The 18,946-nt window shown below is 67.1% G+C and carries 22 protein-coding genes; 13 read left to right on the top strand and 9 right to left on the bottom strand.

The features are described from left to right. Positions 1-21 precede the first annotated feature (21 nt). Genes AC5Y42_RS04170 through AC5Y42_RS04155 form a run of 4 tightly spaced genes read left to right on the top strand, consistent with a single transcriptional unit; the run spans position 22 to position 3,324 of the window. On the top strand, positions 22-1,080 hold the full coding sequence (locus AC5Y42_RS04170; RefSeq protein WP_499896041.1) for an NAD(P)H-dependent amine dehydrogenase family protein: 1,059 nt from the start codon (positions 22-24) through the stop codon (positions 1,078-1,080). After that, positions 1,080-1,559 carry an SRPBCC family protein gene (locus AC5Y42_RS04165; RefSeq protein ID WP_499896040.1) on the top strand — a complete coding sequence of 160 codons (480 nt, stop codon included), beginning with the start codon at positions 1,080-1,082 and terminating at the stop codon, positions 1,557-1,559. Before AC5Y42_RS04170 ends, AC5Y42_RS04165 begins: the two co-directional genes overlap by 1 nt. Positions 1,560-1,569: 10 nt before the next feature. Then, positions 1,570-2,436, top strand: a complete 867-nt coding sequence (locus tag AC5Y42_RS04160; protein WP_499896038.1) for a class II glutamine amidotransferase — start codon at positions 1,570-1,572, stop codon at positions 2,434-2,436. 24 nt (positions 2,437-2,460) lie between these two features. After that, entirely contained in the window at positions 2,461-3,324 is an 864-nt protein-coding gene (locus AC5Y42_RS04155; RefSeq protein WP_499896036.1) for a patatin-like phospholipase family protein, read from the top strand. A gap of 8 nt (positions 3,325-3,332) precedes the next feature. Here AC5Y42_RS04155 and AC5Y42_RS04150 read toward each other — a convergent pair whose 3' ends face one another. Both AC5Y42_RS04150 and lpqV read right to left on the bottom strand, forming a co-directional pair. Beyond that, entirely contained in the window at positions 3,333-4,301 is a 969-nt protein-coding gene (locus AC5Y42_RS04150; protein WP_499896741.1) for a patatin-like phospholipase family protein, read from the bottom strand. A 131-nt stretch (positions 4,302-4,432) separates the two neighbouring features. Next, the gene (gene lpqV, locus AC5Y42_RS04145) at positions 4,433-4,849 is read right to left on the bottom strand and encodes a lipoprotein LpqV (RefSeq protein WP_499896034.1); all 417 of its coding nucleotides are present in this window, start codon (positions 4,847-4,849) and stop codon (positions 4,433-4,435) included. 115 nt (positions 4,850-4,964) lie between these two features. On the opposite strand from lpqV, the gene AC5Y42_RS04140 reads away from it, so the two are divergent. Together AC5Y42_RS04140 and AC5Y42_RS04135 are read left to right on the top strand one after the other, a co-directional pair. Next, a complete protein-coding gene (locus AC5Y42_RS04140; RefSeq protein ID WP_499896032.1) occupies positions 4,965-5,507 on the top strand; it encodes a cysteine dioxygenase in 543 nt (180 codons plus the stop codon). Further along, positions 5,504-5,884: a rhodanese-like domain-containing protein gene (locus AC5Y42_RS04135; protein ID WP_499896031.1), complete on the top strand. Its 381-nt coding sequence runs from the start codon at positions 5,504-5,506 to the stop codon at positions 5,882-5,884. The genes AC5Y42_RS04140 and AC5Y42_RS04135 overlap by 4 nt, the downstream gene beginning before the upstream one ends. Here AC5Y42_RS04135 and AC5Y42_RS04130 read toward each other — a convergent pair. Next, entirely contained in the window at positions 5,871-6,644 is a 774-nt protein-coding gene (locus tag AC5Y42_RS04130) for an enoyl-CoA hydratase (protein ID WP_499896029.1), read from the bottom strand. The genes AC5Y42_RS04135 and AC5Y42_RS04130 overlap by 14 nt on opposite strands. Further along, positions 6,644-7,696, bottom strand: coding sequence for an enoyl-CoA hydratase/isomerase family protein (locus tag AC5Y42_RS04125; RefSeq protein ID WP_499896028.1), 1,053 nt, complete (start codon positions 7,694-7,696; stop codon positions 6,644-6,646). The genes AC5Y42_RS04130 and AC5Y42_RS04125 overlap by 1 nt, the downstream gene beginning before the upstream one ends. A gap of 220 nt (positions 7,697-7,916) precedes the next feature. Between AC5Y42_RS04125 and AC5Y42_RS04120 the strand changes: the two genes are divergently transcribed. Both AC5Y42_RS04120 and AC5Y42_RS04115 read left to right on the top strand, forming a co-directional pair. Beyond that, positions 7,917-8,771: a Bax inhibitor-1/YccA family protein gene (locus tag AC5Y42_RS04120; RefSeq protein ID WP_499896027.1), complete on the top strand. Its 855-nt coding sequence runs from the start codon at positions 7,917-7,919 to the stop codon at positions 8,769-8,771. 159 nt (positions 8,772-8,930) lie between these two features. Continuing rightward, entirely contained in the window at positions 8,931-9,788 is an 858-nt protein-coding gene (locus AC5Y42_RS04115) for a type IV toxin-antitoxin system AbiEi family antitoxin (RefSeq protein ID WP_499896025.1), read from the top strand. Positions 9,789-9,839: 51 nt separating this feature from the next. On the opposite strand, the gene AC5Y42_RS04110 is transcribed toward AC5Y42_RS04115, so the two are convergent. Further along, positions 9,840-11,057, bottom strand: a complete 1,218-nt coding sequence (locus AC5Y42_RS04110) for an acetyl-CoA C-acetyltransferase (RefSeq protein WP_499896023.1) — start codon at positions 11,055-11,057, stop codon at positions 9,840-9,842. Positions 11,058-11,188: 131 nt separating this feature from the next. Then, positions 11,189-12,157, bottom strand: coding sequence for an SGNH/GDSL hydrolase family protein (locus AC5Y42_RS04105; protein ID WP_499896021.1), 969 nt, complete (start codon positions 12,155-12,157; stop codon positions 11,189-11,191). Positions 12,158-12,394: 237 nt separating this feature from the next. Between AC5Y42_RS04105 and AC5Y42_RS04100 the strand changes: the two genes are divergently transcribed. The 5 genes from AC5Y42_RS04100 to AC5Y42_RS04080 all read left to right on the top strand — a co-directional run bounded on the left by AC5Y42_RS04100 (position 12,395) and on the right by AC5Y42_RS04080 (position 16,927). Continuing rightward, positions 12,395-13,447, top strand: coding sequence for an alpha/beta hydrolase (locus tag AC5Y42_RS04100; RefSeq protein WP_499896020.1), 1,053 nt, complete (start codon positions 12,395-12,397; stop codon positions 13,445-13,447). 41 nt (positions 13,448-13,488) lie between these two features. Then, positions 13,489-14,883, top strand: a complete 1,395-nt coding sequence (locus tag AC5Y42_RS04095; protein WP_499896019.1) for a cystathionine beta-synthase — start codon at positions 13,489-13,491, stop codon at positions 14,881-14,883. Positions 14,884-14,938: 55 nt separating this feature from the next. Further along, positions 14,939-15,310: a CD225/dispanin family protein gene (locus tag AC5Y42_RS04090; protein WP_499896017.1), complete on the top strand. Its 372-nt coding sequence runs from the start codon at positions 14,939-14,941 to the stop codon at positions 15,308-15,310. Positions 15,311-15,384: 74 nt separating this feature from the next. Beyond that, positions 15,385-15,744 (top strand): DUF2752 domain-containing protein, encoded by a 360-nt coding sequence (locus AC5Y42_RS04085; RefSeq protein WP_499896740.1) that lies wholly within the window; start codon positions 15,385-15,387, stop codon positions 15,742-15,744. Positions 15,745-15,772: 28 nt separating this feature from the next. Beyond that, the gene (locus AC5Y42_RS04080) at positions 15,773-16,927 is read left to right on the top strand and encodes a cystathionine gamma-synthase (RefSeq protein WP_499896015.1); all 1,155 of its coding nucleotides are present in this window, start codon (positions 15,773-15,775) and stop codon (positions 16,925-16,927) included. 106 nt (positions 16,928-17,033) lie between these two features. On the opposite strand, the gene AC5Y42_RS04075 is transcribed toward AC5Y42_RS04080, so the two are convergent. The 3 genes from AC5Y42_RS04075 to AC5Y42_RS04065 all read right to left on the bottom strand — a co-directional run bounded on the left by AC5Y42_RS04075 (position 17,034) and on the right by AC5Y42_RS04065 (position 18,880). Further along, positions 17,034-17,696 carry a GOLPH3/VPS74 family protein gene (locus tag AC5Y42_RS04075; protein ID WP_499896013.1) on the bottom strand — a complete coding sequence of 221 codons (663 nt, stop codon included), beginning with the start codon at positions 17,694-17,696 and terminating at the stop codon, positions 17,034-17,036. 42 nt (positions 17,697-17,738) lie between these two features. Further along, the gene (gene greA, locus AC5Y42_RS04070) at positions 17,739-18,233 is read right to left on the bottom strand and encodes a transcription elongation factor GreA (protein WP_499896012.1); all 495 of its coding nucleotides are present in this window, start codon (positions 18,231-18,233) and stop codon (positions 17,739-17,741) included. Between the two features lie 215 nt (positions 18,234-18,448). Next, on the bottom strand, positions 18,449-18,880 hold the full coding sequence (locus tag AC5Y42_RS04065; RefSeq protein WP_499896011.1) for a DUF4307 domain-containing protein: 432 nt from the start codon (positions 18,878-18,880) through the stop codon (positions 18,449-18,451). Positions 18,881-18,946: the final 66 nt, after the last annotated feature.

Raw genomic sequence — 18,946 nt, 5'->3', positions numbered from 1 at the left:
CATCCGCCAGAATGGAGTGAGATGAGCCTGCGGGTCGTCCAATGGGCAACCGGGTCGGTAGGGGTGGCCGCCATCAAGGGTGTGCTCGAGCATCCCGAACTCGACCTCGCCGGCTGCTGGGTCCACTCGGAAGCCAAGAGCGGCAAGGACGTCGGCGAGATCATCGGTACGCCGCCGCTGGGCGTGACCGCGACCGACAGCATCGACGACATTCTCGCGCTGGACGCCGACGCGGTGATCTACGCGCCGCTGATGGGCAACGTGGAGGAAGTCGCTGCGCTGCTGCACTCAGGCAAGAACGTCGTCACTCCGGTTGGCTGGGTCTACCCCAGTGAACGAGCGGCCGCCCCGCTGGAAGTGGCCGCGCAAGCCGGCAATGCGACACTGCACGGCGTCGGCATCGCGCCCGGTGCCGTCAGCGAGTTGTTCCCGCTGCTGCTCTCGGTGATGTCCACCGGTGTCACTTTCGTTCGCTGCGAAGAGTTTTCCGACCTTCGAACCTACGGCGCGCCTGACGTGCTGCGCTACGTGATGGGTTTCGGCGGTACACCGGACAACGCATTGACCGGGCCGATGCAAAAGATGCTCAACAGCGGCTTCATCCAGTCGGCGCGGTTGTGTGTCGACAGGTTGGGCTTCGCCGCCGACCCAGAGATCCGCGCATCGCAGGAGGTGGCCGTCGCGACCGCGCCGATCGACTCGCCGATCGGGGTGATCGAGCCCGGTCAGGTCGCCGGACGCCGCTTCCACTGGGAGGCGATGGTCGGCGACACCGTGGTGGTCCGGATCACGGTGAACTGGCTGATGGGCGAGGAAAACCTTGACCCCCCATGGTCTTTCGGACCCGCGCGGGAACGCTACGAGATGGAGGTCCGCGGCAACCCCGATACCTTCGTCACCATCAAGGGCTGGCAGCCGGAGAGCGTCGAGGCCGGACTGAAAAGTAACCCCGGTGTGGTCGCGACCGCTGCACACTGCGTCAACGCCGTTCCCGCGACATGTGCTGCGCCAGCCGGTATTCAGAGCTTCTTCGACCTGCCGCTGATTACCGGCCGGGCCGCCCCCGGACTGAGCCGCTGATGGCAACGCCGAAGGTCGTCGAGCAGTCACGGACAATACCGGTGGCCGTTGACGACGCGTTCGCCGGCACGTTGCCGCTTCCGCTGCCGGTGCTGTTTCGTCGCTGGTATGGCCCTATCCCGCCGATCAAGCAAGTCCGCGATCAGACCGGCGACTGGGCCGCTGCCGGTCAGACTCGCGTCGTGTTGCTGACTGGCGGCGGCAGCATGCGCGAGCAACTGACCAGTGTCGACCCGCCACGGTCGTTCGGTTACACGCTGACCGACATCACCGGCCCGATGGCGCCCCTGGTCAGCAACGTGGACGGCGAATGGCTCTTCGCGCCCGCGGGTACCGGATCGACCGTCACCTGGCGTTGGATCATCCACCCGCGGTCGGTGCTGACCGCTGGACTGCTGCCGGTGTTCGGCCTGCTGTGGAAGGGCTACGCGCGACAGGCGCTCGAGGAGCTCTCGGCGCAGTTGACGGGTAGTCGCTAACCTCGGGCCCATGTGTCGACTCTTTGGGCTGCACGCCGGAACCAACGTTGTCACTGCCACGTTTTGGCTGCTGGACGCGCCGGATAACCTGGCCGCGCAGAGTCGGCGCAACCCGGACGGCACCGGCTTGGGTGTGTTCGATGGGCAGGGACAGCCGGAGTTGCGTAAGCAGCCGATCGCGGCGTGGCAGGACACCGATTTCGCCGCCGAAGCAAAAGACATGACCGGCACCACCTTCGTTGCGCATGTGCGCTATGCGACCTCCGGGTCACACGACGTGGTCAACACCCACCCGTTTCTGCAGGATGACCGGATCTTTGCGCACAACGGTGTGTTGGAGGGGTTGGATGTGCTCGACGAGCGGCTGACCGAGCTCGGCGTCGCTGACCTGGTGCTGGGGCAGACCGACTCCGAGCGAGTGTTCGCGTTGATCACCGTCTCGATCCGCGCAACCCGCGGTGATGTGTCGGCGGGTGTGGTCGACGCGATGCGTTGGCTGGCGGCAAACGTGCCGATCTACGCGGTCAACGTGTTACTGAGCACCGCCACCGACGTGTGGGCGCTGCGCTATCCGGAGTCGCATGAGTTGTACATGTTGGACCGCCGCGACGGAGCACCCGCACATGGACTTCACCTGCGCACCAATCGGATTCGGGCGGACTCCGAGCAGCTGTGCGGCAGGCCGGCGGTCGTGTTCGCCAGCGAGCCGATGGACGAGGACCCGCGGTGGCAGTTGATCAGTCCCGGGGAGCTGATCCACGTCGACGCCGAACTGCAGATAAGTCGGGAGGTGGTGCTTCCCGACCCGCCGCAGCACCAACTGCGCCGCGAGGATCTGAGCCCGGTGGTTCAGGCAGCCCAGCACACCTCGGCGTAAGTCGGCCTGGCACACTGCATGACCGTGACAGCCAAACGAGCGTTGGTGCTCGCCGGTGGGGGAGTCGTGGGAATTGCCTGGGAGACAGGGATTCTGCGAGGTATCGCCGACGAGTCGCCGGATCTGGCGCAGACACTGCTGGATTCCGATGTGTTAGTGGGAACCTCGGCCGGTTCAGCGGTCGCGGCACAGATCAGCAGCGGGCTCTCCCTCGACGAGCTGTTTGCGCGGCAGGTGCACGAGAGCTCTGCGGAGATCGACCCCGGCGTCGAGATCGATGACATCGCCGACCTTTTTCTGACCGCGATGGCCGACCCGGGAACAACGGTCGCGCAGAAGCGGCAACGCATCGGGGCGGTCGCGTTGGCGACTGAAACCGTTGCCGAACCGGTGCGCCGCGAGGTGATCGCTCACCGGCTGCCGTCACACGACTGGCCCGGCCGCCCCTTGCGGATCACCGCCATCGACGTCGCGACCGGCGAACTCGTCCTGCTCCATCGAGACTGCGGCGTCGAACTGGTTGACGCGGTGGCGGCCAGTTGCGCGGTGCCGGGAGCCTGGCCGCCGGTGACGATCGCCGACCGCCGCTACATGGACGGCGGGATCGGCAGCACGATCAACCTGGATGTGGCCGACGACTGCGCAGCGGCGGTGGTACTGGTACCCGCCGGTGCGTCGGCGCCGTCGTCGTTCGGCCCGGGACCGGCCGCCGAGATCGCGGCGTTCAGCGGTGCGGCGCTAGGTGTGTTCGCCGACGACGAGTCGCTGGCGGCGTTCGGCTCCAACCCGCTGGATCCACGCTGCCGGACCGCGTCGGCGCGGGCCGGTCGTGCGCAGGGCCGCCGCGAGGCTGCTTGCGTCGCGGCGTTTCTCGACGGACTCGGCTGATCACCGACTCAGCATTCCATCGGATGTGGCGGGGACTCGCCTGAATCCAGCGTGCGGGCGGCCAGCATGCGGCCGATGTCGATCACCTCGGCCGCACGATGGAATTCGAGACTGCGGCAGACCGAACGCGGCACCTCGATCAGCAGGTCTGGTGGATAAGCCGCCAGGACATGACGGGCCAGCGCAGCCTGTGCGATGTCGATGGTGCGGTTCATCACCTCGAACCGGCCGCCGAGTTTAGGCGCCTCGGGCAGCTCGTCGTCGTCGCCGAAAGACGGCTCGACAGCCTCGGTTTCGTCCTCGGCTTCGGGATTGGACCCGCCGAACCGGCTGAGCACCGCCCGCGCTGCCGGAAATTCGAGCAGCGCAGACGTGCTGTGCACCATGCGGTTCAGCCAGTCGGCCGCCGAACGCGATTCGGCCTCGCGCTCGCCCTCGGTCTCGCTGCCGCTCACACTGACCGCGATCGTCAGATCGGCATTGACCGCGGCGATCGGCGCCATCGGCAGCGGGTCGAGGATTCCACCGTCGGCAAGCAGGCGTCCGTCCACCACGTGTGGTGCAATCACGCCGGGGATTGCGATCGACGCCCGGATGGCTTCGTCGACCGGGCCGCGCTGAAGCCACACCGACTTCCCGGCGATCAGATCGGTGGTGACCGCGGTGTACGGGATCGGCAATTCCTCGATGACGACCGCACCGAGGATGTCCCGCACCGCGGCGAGGATCTTCTCGGCCCGCAGCACTCCCGCAGCGGTGATAGACGGGTCGAGCAACCGCAACACCGCACGCTGGGTCAGCGCCCTGGCCCAGTCGGAGAAGTCGTCGAGCCGCCCGGCCGCCTGCAAGCCGCCGACCAGCGCGCCCATCGAGGAACCGGCAACGCCGACGATCTCATAACCGCGCTCGCGCAGCTCGTCGATCACCCCGATATGGGCGTAGCCGCGCGCGCCGCCGCTACCCAGAGCCAGCGCCACCCGGGTCGGCGGCGAGCCGCTCGCCCGGTGAACGTCGGCAGCCCCGAAACCCGGGGCGCGCAGTGCATCGGTGTGCGCCATTCCCTCATTGTCCTGCCGCCCGCGGCCCTTTTATTACAGCGTGATCCGAATCAACCACACTCGTCGTTGGCGGCCGCGCGTACCGCGACGATCACCGCGGCTTGCTGGGCCGGGCGCAGTTGCGCCCATGCCGTGTCCCAGGTGCCCGACCCGCTGGCTCCGGGCGCCTGAACGGCGGCGAGATACGGCTCGATCAGGGTCTGCCGATCGCCCGGCCGGTCCTGCATCCAGGTCTTTGCGGCATGGCAGGCCTGGAAATACTCTTCTTCGCTGGATGCCGCCGGGACGTTGACGGCGGTGGTCACTCCGGCGGGTGACACCGCGATCGTCCCGGCCGGCAACGACGCCGCGCTGCCGGGCGCACCGGACGGCGCCGGGGCTTTGGTGCCGTGGTGTGCCGAGCAACCGGCAGCCGCTGTGACGACGACAGCGCCCCACGCCAGGAGGCGATACGGGCACCGATGCACGCCGCCAATCTATGCAAGACTCTGTGCCGTGATGGAGCGAATCGCGTTTCGGGAGTGTTGTCGGGGCTGACCGCCCCTGGCCCCTGTCCGCCCATCCATTCTGGAGTGTTTTTCCATGCTTTCCTCCGTTGCTGACCCTGTGTTGGCGCGACCGGCCGGCACCGGAGCCACCCGGCTTCGGCTGCCCGATCTGCTGCACGCCACCGACCGCACCGCCGACGATGTGCTCAGCGGCCGCTACGACCACGTGCTCCCGCCGGGCGGCGTACCCGTCGATGGCCGCTGGTTTGCCCGCCTGCACGGCGACGACGACATCGACATCTGGCTGATCAGCTGGGTCCCCGGCCATGCCACCGAGCTGCACGACCACGGCGGGTCGCTGGGCGCGTTGACGCTGCTGTCCGGCTCCCTGGACGAATTCCGCTGGGACGGCGAACAGTTGCGCCGCCGGCGGCTCGACGCCGGAGATCAGGCCGGCTTCCCGCTGGGTTGGGTGCATGACGTGGTCTGGGCGCCGAACGACATCGCGGCGGAGCCGACGCTGAGCGTGCATGCGTATTCCCCGCCGCTGACCGTGATGTCGTACTACCAGGTCACCGGCCGCAATACGTTGCGTCGCGAGCGCACCGAGCTGACCGACCAGCCGGAGGCTTCATGAGCCGCGTCGACCGCGTGCTGGACGCGGCTCGCGCCAGGCTGCGCCGGCTGACTGCCGATGAGTTGCCGGGCGCGCTGCGCCGGGGCGCCGTGCTGGTCGACATCCGGCCGCAGGCCCAGCGCGCGCACGAGGGCGACGTGCCGGGGGCGTTGGTGATCGAACGCAACGTGCTGGAGTGGCGGTGTGACCCCACCAGCGACGCCCGGCTGCCGCACGCCGTCGGCGACGACGTCGAGTGGGTGATTCTCTGCTCGGAGGGCTACACCTCCAGCCTGGCCGCGGCCGCGCTGCAAGACTTGGGTCTGCACCGCGCCACCGACGTCGTCGGCGGCTATCACGCGCTGGCCGCCGCAGGTGTGCTCGTCAGCGGTGGGTGAAGTTCGGCGGCCGCTTCTCGATGAACGCGGTCATCCCCTCGGATTGGTCGTCCGTTGCGAAAGCCGAATGGAATAGCCGACGTTCGTAGAGCAGCCCCTCGGCCAGGGTGGATTCGAAGGACCGGTTGACGGCCTCCTTGGCCATCCGCGCCGCCGACAGCGACATCCCTGCAATGGTGGTGGCGACGGCCTTGGCCTCGGTGAGCAGGTCGTCGGCGGGCACCACCCGCGACACCAGTCCGCTGCGTTCGGCCTCGGCGGCATCGATGGTGCGGCCGGTCAGGATCAGGTCCATCGCCTTGGCCTTCCCGACCGCCCGGGTCAACCGCTGCGAACCGCCCATGCCCGGCAGCACGCCGAGTTTGATCTCCGGCTGACCGAATTTCGCTGTGTCGGCGGCGATCAGCAGATCGCACATCATCGCCAGTTCGCATCCTCCCCCTAGCGCATGGCCGGCCACCGCGGCGATCGTCGGCGTGCGCACCGCCGCGAGCCTGCCCCAGGCAGCGAAGAAGTCGGCGCTGAAGACATCGGCGAAAGACAGCTCCGACATCTCCTTGATGTCGGCGCCGGCGGCGAACGCCTTGGCCGAACCGGTGATGATGATCGCCCCGATCCCCGGATCGCTATCCAATTCGGCTGCGGCAGCGGTGAGTTCGTTCATCACCTGGCTGTTGAGTGCGTTGAGCGCCTGCGGCCGGTTCAACGTGATCGTGCCGACGCGCCCGTCTCGCTCGACCAGGATGGTTTCGTAAGTCATCAGCGCCGCTCCTCCTCGAAAGTCAGATCAGGTTCTGCGGGTTGGAAATACGCTTCGACGTCGGTCGCGCTGACCTCGGGCAGCGACGACGGATTCCACTGCGGGTTTCGGTCCTTGTCGACCAGTTGGGCGCGGATGCCCTCCACCAAGTCGTGTGAGCGCAGCGAACCGCAGGACACCCGATATTCCTGCGTCAGAACGTCTTCCAAGGCGTCCAGCTTCGCGGCACGACGCACCGACTCCAACGTCACCGATAGCGCGACGGGGGAGCGGGTGGCGATCACGTTGGCGGCATCGTTAGCCGGCCCGGCGTCATGACCGCGCAGCGCGGCGACGATATCGGCGACGGTGTCACCGCCGTAGCATTCGTCGATCCATTCCCGTTGTGCGGCAAGGTCACTCGGTGGCGGCGCGACGGCATGCTCGGCGACCGCACGTTCGACGCCCTCGGTGACGATCGACCGGCTGAACGTGTCCAGCTCGCCGTGTGGCACGTAGTGGTCGGCGAAGCCCAGCGCGATGGCATCGGCGCCGGTGAACGGCGCCCCGGTCAAGGCCGCATGCAGACCCAGCGAGCCTGGGGCGCGCGACAGTAGGTAGGTGCCGCCGACGTCGGGAATGAACCCGATGCCCACCTCAGGCATCGCCATTTTGGTGGTATCGGTGACGACCCGGGTGTTGGCATGGCAGCCGACGCCCACACCGCCGCCCATCACGATGCCGTCCATCAGCGACACATACGGTTTGGCGAACCGACCGATCTGGGCGTTCAGCAAATATTCGTCGTACCAGAACCGCCGCGCTGCGACGCCGTCGGAGCGCGCACTGTGATAGATCGCCACCACATCGCCGCCCGCGCACAACCCGCGTTCGCCGGCCCCGGACAGCACCACCGTCCGCACCGCGTCGTCGCGCTCCCACTCGGTCAGCACCGCGCGCAGCACAGTGACCATATTCTGGTTCAGCGAGTTGATCGCCTTAGGGCGGTTGAGGGTCACGAAGCCGATGCCGTCGTCGACGCGGGTCAAGATCTCATCGGATTCGCCAGTCACGCGCGTGGTCTCCCCTCGGTGGAAGCGGCTTCCAATGGCCAAGCTTTGACGAGCAATCTAGATCGTTACCCGGATCTGCGCGCCCGCGGGTAAGGTTTAGCTGGAGAAGGTCCGGACCATAGCTGCAAAGCCCACCTGGTAGCTGGGAACTCGGCCGGACCACCGTTCGTTGAGCAGGTGTTCGCACAGCTCGAGTCACAGCACAAGAGAGGATCCGACGGTGCGGGAGACTAGCAACCCGGTATTTCGCTCGCTGCCCAAACAGCAGGGTGGGTACGCGCAATTCGGCACGGGAGCGGCTACCGCCGCGACCCAGTATGGGCATCAGACGGACCCGTATGCGGCTCCGTATGTCGACCAGCGGGCAGCCGTTTCCCGTCCGCTGACCATCGACGACGTCGTCACCAAGACGGGGATCACGCTGGCTGTGCTATCCGCTGTCGCGGTGGTCTCCTATTTCTTGGTGGCCGGCAACATGGCGTTGGCCATGCCGTTCACCTTCGTCGGTGCCTTTGGCGGCTTGGCGTTGGTGCTGGTCGCCATGTTCGGGCGCAAGCAGGACAACCCGGCGATCGTGTTGTCCTATGCCGCGCTCGAGGGGCTGTTTCTCGGCGCCATCTCGTTTGTTGTGGCCAACATCGCGGTATCGAGCACCAATGCCGGGGTGTTGATCGGACAGGCGATTCTGGGCACGTTTGGTGTGTTCTTCGGGATGCTCGTCGTGTACAAGACCGGCGCCATCCGCGTCACCCCGAAGTTCACCCGGATGATCGTCGCCGGCCTGTTCGGTGTGCTGGCACTGATGATCGGCAACCTGGTGCTGGCGATGTTCGGCGTCAACGGCGGCGAGGGTTTGGGACTGCGTAGCGGCGGCCCGCTGGCGATCATCTTCTCGCTGGTCTGCATCGGCATTGCCGCATTCAGCTTCCTCATCGACTTCGACCGGGCCGACCAGATGATCCGCGCCGGAGCACCCGAGAAGGCGGCCTGGGGTGTGGCGCTGGGGCTGACCGTCACTCTGGTCTGGCTCTACATCGAGATTCTGCGTCTACTCAGCTACCTGCAAAGCGACTAACTTTCGCCAAGGGGGTCGGAGGCCGGCACGCTCAGCGTGCCGGCCTTTTACTTGTCGGCACTTGCATTGACTCTGCGGTGACCCGGCAAGCTACTCGCACTTTTGCCTGGTACGCGCAGAGTCAACGAGCATGTCGGTGCAGGTTGGCAGCATGCCCGCATGGGCGAGTTGGGAAAGCAGCCGTTCATCGGTTCCGAGGCGCTTGCCGCGGGCGTGGTCAGCTGGCATGAGCTGGACAGATACTTCACGGCGATCATGCCGAACGTCTACCTGGACAAGCGACTGCCGCCCTCGTTGCAGCAACGCGTTCTTGCGGCGTGGCTGTGGTCGCAGCGCGGCGCCGTCATCGCCGGCGTTGCCGCGTCAGCCCTGCACGGCGCGAAGTGGGTGGATGACGACACTATTGTCGAGTTGATTTGGCGCAACGCCAGGGCGCCCGCGGGTGTGAAGACCCGTCACGAGCTGTTGTGGGATGAGGAAAGCCAGCAGCTTGGTGGGCTTCGCGTAACAACGCCCGAGCGCACCGCCTTTGATCTGGCTAGGCGCGGAACCGTCGGGCAGGCTGTCGCCAGGCTCGACGCGCTAGCACGGGCCACCGGTTTCAAGGTTGGCGATGTCGCGGAACTCGCTGGCCGCCATCCGCATACCCGCGGTCTGCGTCAACTGGAGCGGGCACTCGACCTCGTCGACTCCGGCGCGCAATCTCCGAAGGAGACGTGGCTGCGGCTACTGCTGATGCAGGCTGGCTTCCCCCGGCCGCAGACCCAGATCCCGGTGCTAAGCCCGGACGGCTACCCGCTGTACTACCTGGATATGGGGTGGGAGGACATCATGCTCACGGTCGAATACGACGGCGACCAACATCGCTCCAGCCGGCCGCAGTACGTCTGGGACGTCGACCGGCTGGAGTACATCCAACGGGTCGGCTGGACGCACATCAAAGTACTGGCCGAGCACCGCGGCTGCGACGTCGTGCACCGGGTGCGGCGCGCCTGGGATGCATTGACTCTGCGCTGACCAAGCAAGCTACTCGCACTTTTGCCTGGTACGCGCAGAGTCGACGCGAAACTAAGACAGCCGCTCGACCACCATCGCCATGCCCTGCCCGCCGCCGACACACATGGTTTCCAGACCGAACGTCTTGTCGTGGGTCTGCAGGTTGTTCAGCAAGGTGGCGGTGATGCGGGCGCCGGTCATGCCGAACGGGTGTCCCAGCGCGATCGCGCCGCCGGAGACGTTCAGCCTGTCCTCGTCGATCCCCAACTCGCGTGCCGAGCCGAGGACCTGCACCGCAAAGGCTTCGTTGATCTCGAACAAGTCGATGTCACCGATCGACATGCCCGCGTTCATCAGTGCTTTTTTGGTCGCTTCGATGGGGCCCAGGCCCATGATCTCCGGGGACAGCCCGGTCACTCCGGTCGACACGATCCGGGCCAGCGGGGTCAGTCCGAGTTCCTTGGCTTTGGTGTCGCTGGTGATCACCACTGCCGCGGCGCCGTCGTTGAGCGGACATGCGTTGCCTGCCGTCACGGTGCCGTTGGGCCGAAACACCGGCTTGAGTTGGCTGACCTTCTCGTAGGTCGTGCCCGGCCGCGGGCCGTCGTCGACGCTGACGGTGGTGCCGTCCGGCAGGGTGACCGGTTCGATCTCGCGCTCGAAGTGGCCGCTCTTGATCGCCTCTTCGGCAAGGTTCTGGCTACGTACGCCCCAATGGTCCTGGTCTTCGCGGCTGATCCCGGTCATCAGCGCCACGTTCTCGGCGGTCTGGCCCATCGCGATGTAGACGTCCGGCAGGGCCTGATCGCTTCGCGGGTCATGCCATTCCTCGGCGCCGGCTGCCGCTGCCTCGGTGCGTTCCTGGGCCTCGGCGAACACCGGGTTCTTGGTGTCCGGCATGCCGTCGGCGCTGCCCTTGCCGAATCGCGACACGGTCTCCACGCCGGCGGAGATGAACGCATCACCCTCGCCGGCCTTGATCGCGTGGAAGGCCATCCGGGTGGTCTGCAACGACGACGAGCAATACCGGTTGACGGTGGTGCCGGGCAGGAAGTCATAGCCGAGTGCGACGGCGACCACGCGCGCGATGTTGTAACCGGACTCGCCGCCCGGCTGGCCGCAACCCATCATCAGGTCCTCGATCTGGTGCGGGTTCAGCGCCGGCACCTTGTCCAGCGCGGCGCGCACCATCTGGGTGGCGAGGTCGTCGGGCCGCATGGTGGCCAGTGACCCCTTGACGGCGCGGCCGATCGGCGAGCGGGCAGTTGAGACGATGACGGCTTCCGGCACGATCGATTCCCTCCTGGGACATCTGGGCAGCGCCCGGGTGGTTTGGCTACGTCAAATCTAGCCTTGTGGCGGCGCGAGCCGTGGAGCGCCCCACCCGCGTAGCGGGCAAGGCGGGCAAGCGGATCGAGCCGTTACCTCACCGCCGGCACGACGACCGGCGCCGGCACGCCGGTGGTGTGCCGGCGCAGCAGCCGAGACACGATCGCGCGGCCCCTGGCGGGGCTGGGAGCCAGTTCCTCGGTCACCGACGGCAACGCAGGTGTCAGGTCGCCGCTGGCGACCCCCAGCGCGTCGCACAGTGCGGGCAGCAACTGATCGGCTAACAACGCATAGCCGGCCGCCGACGGGTGGTACTGGTCCTCGGACAACAGCAGCGCCGGCGAGTGCAGGAAATTCGACGCCAGCAGGTCGGCCAACGGGACCGGCACCCCGCCCGCAGCCTTGACCTCGAGGGCCTGGGCCCGGGCCAGTCGCAAACCGCGAGTGTGCGCGGCCCACCGCAGCGGCTGCGGGATCGCGGTGATCACGCCGAAATCGGGGCAGGTTGCGACGACGACCACCGCGCCGCTGGCGCACAGCCGCCGTACCGCCGCGCCCAGTCGCCGTGCCGAGGGCGCGATGCCGTTGAGCGCCGTGACGTCGTTGGCGCCGATCATGATCACCGCCGCGTCCGGCGGCGGCCCGGCCACGAACATCGCATCGACCTGTCCGGACAAGCCCTTCGATGTCGCCCCGACGATCGCTTTGGTGCTCAGCCGGATGCGTTTGTCGGTTTGCTCGGCCAGCCCCCTGGCAACCAACACACCCGGCACCTCGTCGGCACTGCTGCAGCCGTAGCCGGTGGCCGTCGAGTCACCGAAGATCATCAGATGGAAGTCCACCGGCGTTCCGCGCTGCCATCGCTCCGCCGGGCCGCCGCCGCTGGTATACACACCGTCGGCCCGCGGGGGGACGTCCCAAGCTTTGGGGATCACCCGGCGTGCGCGCGCAGCTTGGCCGATCAGCAGGTTGCGAGCGCCCAGATAGGCCGTGCCCGTTGACGCCAGCGCGCCTGCCGCGGCCAAAGCAACCATCGATCGCCGCGGCGCGCGAATATCCACATGATCAGTTTAGGCCGCCAGATGAAGGCAGTCTGAAATCGCCGACACGGCTCGATTACGGACTGGACCAAATGTGGTATCGAATAAGACTCTTTGATTGTTGAAACTTCTACAGGTGTCAAGCTAAGTTAGCGAGGTTGGCTGAGCGCCGTCGCGGGTACACCGCAATTAGTAGCTAGCTGAACCGGATGCTCTGCTACTTCGTCGACTGACTACACCGACGTAGGAAGTGGGAGCATGACCGCAGCGACTGAAATTCCCAGCTCTTCAACACATCATCTGCGCGCCCGGGATTCGCTCCGGGCGCGAAAATTTCCCAGCAGCGACGGCGCGCCTGTCGAGGTCGTCGAGACCGGTCCCAGTATTTCCGCCCGATTGGTTTCGCTGGCAACGTATCTGACGGTCCGCCCGACGCTGGCCATCGGCAGCCGCGTTCCGCATATGCCGTGGCCGTTCGGCATCGTCGACTTCGCATCGCGGGTGTTACTGCCCGCTCCCGGCACGATCCGCGCCACCATCGGTCTGCCGCATGCCACCGCGCAACTGGTGCGCGCTCCCGGTGTGCTGCCGGCCGACGGAAACCGGCGGGTGGTGCTCTACTTGCACGGCGGCGCCTTCCTGACCTGCGGCGTGAACTCGCACAGCCGGGTCGTCAATGCGTTGTCCCGATACGCCGACTCGCCGGTGCTGGTGGTCAACTACCGGCTCATCCCCAAGCACTCGGTGGGCATGGCCCTCGACGATTGCATGGACGCCTACCGCTGGCTGCGGCTGCGGGGATACGACCCGGAGCAGATCGTGCTGGCCGGTGACTCGGCCGGGGGCTACCTGGCGTTGGCGCTGGCGCAGCGACTGCAGGAAGAGCACGAGGAGCCCGCGGCGCTGGTGGCGATCTCGCCGTTGCTGCAGCTGGCCAAGGAGCCCAAGCAGGCGCACCCCAACATCAAGGTCGACACGATGTTCCCGGCCAGGGCCTTCGACGCGCTGATCGCGCTGGTCGCCAAGGCCGCCGCCAAGAACATCGTCAACGGAGAGCCGGAGACGCTCTATGAGCCGCTCGACCACGTCGAGCCGGGGCTACCTCGGACCTTGATCCACGTATCGGGGTCCGAAGTGCTGCTGCACGACGCCCAGTTGGCGGCCCGACGGCTCGCGGCCGTGGGCGTCCCGGCCGAGGTACGGATCTGGCCCGGCCAGATTCACGATTTCCAGCTCGCCGCGCCGGTGATTCCGGAGGCGACACGTTCGCTGCGCCAGATCGGCGAGTACATCCGCGAGGCCACTGGATAGCTCGTCGCGATGCCGTGGAACGCACCTGAGACCATGAAGGCATGCGGATCGCGCGGCACATCAGTGAACTCATAGGCAATACCCCACTGGTTCAGCTGAACTCGGTCGTGCCGCCGGGGGCGGGGCGCCTGGTCGCCAAGGTGGAATACCTCAACCCCGGCCTGAGCAGCAAAGACCGGATCGCGGCGAAGATGATCGACGCCGCCGAGGCCAACGGGCAGCTGAAGCCCGGCGGCACCATCGTCGAGCCCACCTCGGGCAACACCGGCGTCGGGTTGGCGCTGGTCGCGCAGCCGCGCGGGTACAAGTGCGTGTTCGTCTGCCCCGACAAGGTCAGCGAGGACAAGCAGAATGTGCTGCGCGCCTACGGCGCTGAGGTCGTGGTCTGCCCGACGGCCGTACCGCCGGATCACCCGGACAGCTACTACAGCGTCTCCAACCGGTTGGCCCACGACATCGAGGGCGCCTGGAAGCCCGACCAGTACTCAAATCCCGAGGGGCCGGCCAGTCACTACCAAACCACCGGCCCGGAGATCTGGGCCGACACCGACGGCAAGGTCACTCATTTCGTCGCCGGCATCGGGACCGGCGGCACGATCAGCGGCGCCGGCCGCTACCTCAAGGAGGTCTCCGGCGGGGCGGTGCGCGTCATCGGTGCCGATCCGGAAGGCTCGGTGTACTCCGGCGGCACCGGCCGTCCCTACTTGGTGGAGGGCGTCGGCGAGGACTTCTGGCCGGAGGCTTACGACCCGCGCGTGCCCGACGAGATCATCGCGGTATCCGATTCCGACTCGTTCGACATGACGCGGCGGCTGGCCCGCGAAGAGGCGATGCTGGTCGGCGGATCCTGCGGGATGGCGGTGGTGGCTGCGCGGAAGGTGGCCGAGCAAGCCGGGTCGGACGCGCTGGTCGTGGTGCTGCTCCCCGACGGCGGCCGTGGCTACCTGTCGAAGATCTTCAACGACGGCTGGATGTCGTCGTACGGGTTCCTGCGCACCCGGCTCGACGGCTCGGTCGAACAGCCCACCGTCGGGGACGTGCTGCGCCGGAAATCCGGAGCACTGCCCGACCTGGTGCACACCCACCCGTCGGAGACGGTGCGCGACGCCATCGGCATCCTGCGCGAGTACGGGGTGTCTCAGATGCCCGTCGTCGGCGCCGAACCACCGGTAATGGCCGGAGAGGTGGCCGGCAGCGTATCGGAACGCGAACTGCTCTCGGCTGTCTTCGAGGGCCGGGCCAAGCTGGCCGATGCCGTCGGTCTGCACATGAGTGCCGCGCTGCCGATGATCGGAGCCGGTGAATTGGTGAGCGCTGTTGCCAAGGCGCTGCGGGACTTTGACGCGGTGATGGTGGTGGAAGAAGGCAAACCGGTGGGCGTGATCACGCGGCACGACTTGCTGGGCTTTCTCTCCGAGGGACCACGACGCAGGTAGCAGCTCGGGTAGGGTACTGCACCGCCACACCCAGTCCCTACCGAGGAAGGCGCCGATGACCGAACAACCGCCTGGTCCGCCGTCGGGCAATTACCCACCGCCCCCTCCCGGGGGATACCCGCCGCCACCGCCACCCGGTGCCGGCGGCTACCCGCCGCAGGGGCCGCCCGGTTACTCGTCACAACCCGACAGCTATCTCGTCTGGGCCATTTTGACCACTGTGCTCTGCTGTTTGCCGCTGGGGATTGTGTCGATCGTGAAATCCAGCCAGGTCTCGGGGTTGTGGGCGCAGGGCAGATACGCCGAAGCGCACCAGGCGTCCGAGGACGCCAAGAAGTGGGCGATCTGGTCGGCGATCGCCGGCGTGATCGTCATCATCATCGCGCTGGTGTTCAACGTCGTGTCGTTCTCAGCCGGCACCTCTTGACCCAGCTGCAGCAGAGTCGGCGCAGGTCGACTCTGCATCGCCTCGGCGCGCCCGTCGCGGTGGCCGCAGCGGCGATGCTGGCATGCGCGGCGGTGTGGTGGGCTGATCCGACTACCCCCGGCGGCCTGCTGCCGGTGTGCCCGACCAGACTGATGCTCGGCATCGACTGTCCCGGATGCGGCACGTTGCGGATGGTGTACTCGCTGCTGCACGGCGACCTGCTGGCGGCCGCGAAATTCAACGCGGTGGCCCTGGCGGCGACGGTCTTATTGGGTTGGGCGTACGCGGCATGGACCTATCGGCGCCTCACCGGACGCCGGGTCTGGAGTTGGCAGCGCCATCGCTGGGCGGCGACGGTGATGCTGGTGTTGGTGTCGGCTTGGTTCGTGGTGCGCAACCTTCCGTTCGGCCCGTTCCCCGCGCTTCGGGTGTGACGGCCCGGTCTCGTTAGGCTGGTCGTCGATGAATCAACAGCGCCGCACCGGACTTGCGACCAAGGCCATCCACGCCGGCTACCACACCGACCCGTCGACCGGCGCGGTCAATCCGCCGATCTACACGGCCAGCACATTCGCCCAAGACGGCGTCGGCAAGCTGCGCGCCGGGTTCGAATACGCACGCTCAGGCAACCCGACTCGGGCTGCGCTGGAAGCCTCGCTGGCCGCCGTTGAAGAGGGCCGGTTCGGCCGGGCGTTCAGTTCCGGCATGGCCGCCACCGACTGCGCCCTGCGCGCGCTGCTGCGCCCGGGCGATCACGTCGTCATTCCCGACGACGCCTACGGCGGCACATTCCGGTTGATCGACAAGGTGTTCACCCAATGGGGCGTCGCGTACACGCCGGTGGGGTTGTCCGACCTCGACGCGGTGCGCGCCGCGATCACGCCACAGACTCGGTTGATCTGGGTGGAAACACCCACCAATCCGCTGTTGTCGATCGTCGACATCGCCGCGATCGGTGAGCTGGCCCGCAGCCGATCTGTGAAACTATTGGTGGACAACACCTTTGCATCACCGGCACTGCAGCAGCCGCTGACACTCGGCGCCGACGTCGTGCTGCATTCGACCACCAAGTACATCGGTGGGCACTCCGACGTGGTGGGCGGGGCGCTGGTCACCGACGACGAGGAGTTCGACGCCGTGTTCGGCTTCCTGCAGAACAGCGCCGGCGCGGTACCGGGGCCGTTCGACGCCTACCTGACGATCCGCGGCCTCAAGACGCTGGTACTGCGGATGCAGCGGCACAGCGAAAACGCCGTCGAGGTTGCCGAATTCCTCTGTGGCCATCCGGCCGTCGGCGATGTGCTGTATCCCGGCCTGCCCACCCATCCCGGCCATGATGTCGCGGCGAAGCAGATGAGCGGTTTCGGCGGGATGGTGTCGGTACGGATGCGGGGCGGCCGGGCGGCCGCCGAAAGCCTGTGCGCCAACACCGAAGTGTTCATCCTGGCGGAGTCGCTCGGCGGGGTCGAATCGCTGATCGAGCATCCGGGCGCGATGACCCACGCGTCGACGGCCGGCTCGCAGTTGGAGGTTCCCGAGGATCTGGTGCGTCTGTCGGTGGGTATCGAGGACCTCGCCGACCTGCTGGCCGACCTCGAGCAGGCGCTGGCCGAGTAGCTGCGCCTCGGCTGAAACCCGTTGCCGACTGTGCGGTTTCATCCGCGACGCGCCGCGGGAGGCGGATGAATCCGCACGGTCACGGCGCCTCCAACCGGGCCAGGCGCTACTTCAACGCGTGGCGGATCGCCGCCGTCGTCACCGCCAGGTTGACTTCGGCGAGTTCGGGTTCCGACCCGCCGACCCACCCGCCGCTGGCGATGTCACCGGCTCGGGTGCGCACCCATCCCCAACCCCGGTCATTGAGGCTGAACACCGCGCCCAGGCCGTCGACCGTGTGCAGCAGCGAGATGATCGTCGCCGTCGCCGGGTCCGGGTTGTCGTCGTCGAACAGTGCGCCGATCAGCGCTGCACGGGCCTGCGACACCCGGGTCCGGTCATTCAACGGCCAGGCGTAGGAGTGCTTGAATCCTTTGCCCTGCAGCCGAACCTGGCGGATCTGACCGAGGTACTCGAGCTGTGCCAGTAGCGCGCCGGGCGTAACGGGACGCAGCTTGGTGATCGCGGCGGCCGGGCTCATCGGCCGACGCCCCAGCAGCTGCAACGCGGGTGCCAGCACCGGATCGGCAGGATCGGGTCCGCTCAACACGACCAGTCGTCCCGCTTCGACCGGCTCACTGTCGACTGCCGGACGAATACGGCAGGCATGCGCCAAATCCAGCAGCGTCGCCGCGGTCAGCACGCGTTCGCGGCAAGCTCGGTCCAGCCCTGGCTGCGCCGACGCATTGTCGAGCAGCAACAGAAGTAGATCTTCGGCGATCCGCGCCATCAGCAGGCTTGAGCGGGCTTTATCCCCCGACCGGTGCGGTGACTAGGAGTGGTAAGGCTTGGCGCTGACCAGCGTCACTTTGACGGTGTTGCCGTTGGGCACGGTGTAGCTGCGGCTCTCGCCTTCCTTGGCGTCGATCAGCGCGCCGCCCAGCGGTGAGTTCGGCGAGTACACCTCCAGGTCGCCGTCGTTGACGCCCTCGCCGCGGGTGGCGATCAGAAACGTCTCCGTCTCCGACTTGTCCTCGCCGTAGTAGACCGTGACCACCGAACCGGGCAGTGCCACACCCGACTGCGTGGGCGCTTCGCCGACCTTGGCGTTGTTCAGCAGATCCTGCAGCTGCCGGATCCGTGCCTCCTGTTGGCCCTGTTCCTCGCGCGCTGCGTGATAGCCGCCGTTTTCCCGCAGGTCGCCCTCCTCGCGGCGGTCGTTGATTTCCGCGGCGATGACCGGACGGTTTGCGATCAACTGGTCGAGTTCGGCCTTGAGTCGGTCGTGTGACTCTTGGGTCAACCAGGTCACCTGGGTGTCCGTCATCTCGTCGTGCTCCTCGTGGCGTCGGTTGCGCGATAAATCGCGTGCCTGCGCACCTGCGGTTCCCCCGCGTGTACTACGGCTTGATAGCTGCGTATACCCGCTAATGCAGCAATACACGGTTCCAGCAGGAACCGTGCACAAAAACATGGTAGCACCGCGCAGCCGCCGGTCGGGCACATTTTCGCAGTTCGGCATTCGTTTGAGCGGCCGCGCGATCAGGAACTGCGCAGGTAGCCGGGCACATTGGTGCCGCAGCCGTAGACGTCGCCCATCACGGGTGGCTTGCTGGACTTCACGATCGTCGTCACCTGCACCGTCGCTGCCTGCGACGGCGGGATCAGAACTTCGCGCCGGCCTGTCTCGCTGCCGTCTTTGGCGCGGACCCGCACGATGCAGTCGACCGGACGCGACGGATCCGACCGCGTCACGCTGATCGTCACCGACACCGTCTCGTCGTCGATCAGCCGGTAGCCGCCCAGCGTGCCCTTCACCTCACCGGTGCCCAGCCGCTGGTAGGCGACGACCGCGACGATGATGCCCGCGGCGACCACCAACAATCCCAGCGCGATGACGACGCGGCGGCGCGACGCGACGGACAGCGCGGCACGGCCGTAGCGGCTCTCCGGAGGCAGCAGTGCTTCACTCATATGCGCATCTCTTCAGTCGGTTTCGGACCCGGACCGCCAGGATGGAACTATTAGGGTATCGACCCG

The sequence above is a fragment of the Mycobacterium sp. NGS48 genome (assembly GCF_059812585.1).
Note: the sequence above shows the minus strand (reverse complement) of the source record. Positions and strands in the feature narration are given on the sequence as shown.

Excerpts from the sequence above, each read along its gene's own strand:
- AC5Y42_RS04090 (WP_499896017.1), top strand. The coding sequence starts at position 14,939 with ATGACCGAACAACCGCCTGGTCCGCCGTCGGGCAATTACCCACCGCCC.
- AC5Y42_RS04095 (WP_499896019.1), top strand. The coding sequence starts at position 13,489 with ATGCGGATCGCGCGGCACATCAGTGAACTCATAGGCAATACCCCACTG.
- AC5Y42_RS04160 (WP_499896038.1), top strand. The coding sequence starts at position 1,570 with ATGTGTCGACTCTTTGGGCTGCACGCCGGAACCAACGTTGTCACTGCC.
- AC5Y42_RS04080 (WP_499896015.1), top strand. The coding sequence starts at position 15,773 with ATGAATCAACAGCGCCGCACCGGACTTGCGACCAAGGCCATCCACGCC.
- AC5Y42_RS04085 (WP_499896740.1), top strand. The coding sequence starts at position 15,385 with ATGCTGGCATGCGCGGCGGTGTGGTGGGCTGATCCGACTACCCCCGGC.
- AC5Y42_RS04170 (WP_499896041.1), top strand. The coding sequence starts at position 22 with ATGAGCCTGCGGGTCGTCCAATGGGCAACCGGGTCGGTAGGGGTGGCC.
- AC5Y42_RS04140 (WP_499896032.1), top strand. The coding sequence starts at position 4,965 with ATGCTTTCCTCCGTTGCTGACCCTGTGTTGGCGCGACCGGCCGGCACC.
- AC5Y42_RS04065 (WP_499896011.1), bottom strand. The coding sequence starts at position 18,880 with ATGAGTGAAGCACTGCTGCCTCCGGAGAGCCGCTACGGCCGTGCCGCG.
- greA (WP_499896012.1), bottom strand. The coding sequence starts at position 18,233 with ATGACGGACACCCAGGTGACCTGGTTGACCCAAGAGTCACACGACCGA.
- AC5Y42_RS04135 (WP_499896031.1), top strand. The coding sequence starts at position 5,504 with ATGAGCCGCGTCGACCGCGTGCTGGACGCGGCTCGCGCCAGGCTGCGC.
- AC5Y42_RS04100 (WP_499896020.1), top strand. The coding sequence starts at position 12,395 with ATGACCGCAGCGACTGAAATTCCCAGCTCTTCAACACATCATCTGCGC.
- AC5Y42_RS04115 (WP_499896025.1), top strand. The coding sequence starts at position 8,931 with ATGGGCGAGTTGGGAAAGCAGCCGTTCATCGGTTCCGAGGCGCTTGCC.
- AC5Y42_RS04165 (WP_499896040.1), top strand. The coding sequence starts at position 1,080 with ATGGCAACGCCGAAGGTCGTCGAGCAGTCACGGACAATACCGGTGGCC.
- AC5Y42_RS04075 (WP_499896013.1), bottom strand. The coding sequence starts at position 17,696 with ATGGCGCGGATCGCCGAAGATCTACTTCTGTTGCTGCTCGACAATGCG.
- AC5Y42_RS04130 (WP_499896029.1), bottom strand. The coding sequence starts at position 6,644 with ATGACTTACGAAACCATCCTGGTCGAGCGAGACGGGCGCGTCGGCACG.